Origin of the sequence: Enterobacter cloacae complex sp. 2015409 (assembly GCF_041365315.1) — a bacterium.
Lineage (GTDB): Bacteria > Pseudomonadota > Gammaproteobacteria > Enterobacterales > Enterobacteriaceae > Enterobacter > Enterobacter pseudoroggenkampii.
Map to the genome: position 1 here is coordinate 1 of NZ_JBFTVM010000015.1, position 1,924 is coordinate 1,924.

1 pseudogene is annotated in these 1,924 nt (G+C 55.4%); it reads left to right on the top strand.

Annotated features, from left to right (window positions below):
• Nucleotides 1–1,924: pseudogene (locus ACDO57_RS23310) on the top strand (Contact-dependent inhibition of growth factor CdiA); the annotation flags it as partial.

The following is a 1,924-nucleotide window of genomic DNA, read 5'->3' on the forward strand; positions in this document are numbered from 1 at the left end:
CATGGCGGGGAACAGCCTGTGGATGCAGCGGGATGCGGCAGGGAATGCGAACAGCCAGGTGGTGAATACGTCGGGGAATATTGAGACGCAGCGCGGGGATATTGCGATCAGAACGGGGCATTTATTGAATGAACGTGATGGATTGAATATCAGTAGCTATGAAAATAAATACTCGAATGCTTTACCCGACACGTCTAAGCCTCTGAGTCGTGTTTATTATGTGAAAGATAAGCCGGATTTTGAAATTAGCTTGGAAGAATGGAAAAATAACGGGGAAAAGGTTGTTTATTATTCATGGCAAAATTGCACGGGAGCAATGAATGAACACTGTCGTAATGTAATCCAATATCGTCTGTCTGGCGAAGATACCCGGCAGTTCATTCTTAGTGAGTCCGTCGTTCAGGTTTCAGCTAACGGGGGCGCGGCCCGCATTGCCGCCGGGCGCGATATTAATATTAATGCTGGCTCAATGGAAAACAAAGCTAGCAATGTCCTTGCAGGACGGGATATTGCACTCTCCGGTTCAACTTTGAATAACCTTTCCGCAGAAGGTGGGCGTAAAGTTGAATATGTTGAGGCAAATTATCGTTGTGAATGGTTCTATTATGATTGTGGTAGTGATTATTGGCAACCATTGGAGAAGCTTAGTAATAATAAATGGTATTGGTGGGATGAGGATGAATTAAAATACCGCAGTTATGTACCTTATCGGTTAGGTGAACATAAGACGGAATTTACTACTGATGGAGCGACGTATCGCGCCGTCATCCAGGCGGGCGGTAACGTCACCGCAAACTTCACCAGTAACATCAGCAACACCAATACCACTGCGAACGCGGGCGGCGTCAGCAACGTTATCTCCACGCCGTCGCTGAACACCCTCAGCAACCAGACTGTCGGTAGCGGCGTGCAAAAACAGGGGCTGAACGCTACCGGCACCGTGGCGGTGAACTCGCCGCAGTGGAACGATCAGCTCCAGGGTGCGCTACAGCAGCTTAACGGCGGCGGCGCGCTGGAAAACGGCGGCGCGTCCGGCACGCCTCTCAGCAACATTGGCACCAGGCAGAAAGGCAACGCCAACCTCGGCCAGCTGGGCGCGCTGGCGAACGCCGGGGTCACCACCGCCGATCTCCGAACCGCTCAGGGCGGCGCCGTCGGGCATTATCAGGGCCAGCGCGTCGATACCAGCGCTTACCCGCTGCCGTCGGGCAACAACGGCTATTTCGTCTTCTCCGATAACCCGAAAAGCCCGTACCTGATCGGCATCAACCCGAAACTGAACGGTCTCGGACAGCTCGATCCCGCCCTGTTTGCCGATCTGAACGCAATGCTCGGGGTCAAACCGTCGTCCACGGCGCCGCAGGAGACGCGGCTGGCATTTACCGACGAGAAGCAGTTCCTCGGCTCGTCTTACATGCTCGGCCGCCTCAACCTGAACCCGGATTACGATTACCGCTTCCTCGGCGATGCGGCGTTCGATACCCGCTATGTCTCCAACGTGGTGCTCAACCAGACCGGTAACCGCTACCTGAACGGCATCGGTTCCGATCTGGATCAGATGCGCTATCTGATGGATAACGCGGCGGCGGCGCAGCAGTCGCTGGGCCTGCAGTTTGGCGTCTCGCTGACCGCCGGTCAGATTGCCGCGCTCGACCACAGCCTGCTGTGGTGGGAGAAAGCCACCGTCAACGGCGAAACCGTGATGGTACCGAAACTCTACCTGTCGCCGAAGGACGTCACCGTCAATAACGGCAGCGTGATCGCGGGTAACAACGTTACCCTGAAGGGCGGCGACATCACCAACAGCGGCAGCTCGCTGCTGGCGAAAAACAGCCTGACGCTCGACAGCCAGAACAGCATCAGCAACCTCAACAACGGCCTGATGAAAGCGGGCGGCGACCTGAACCTGAGCGCCATCGGCGAT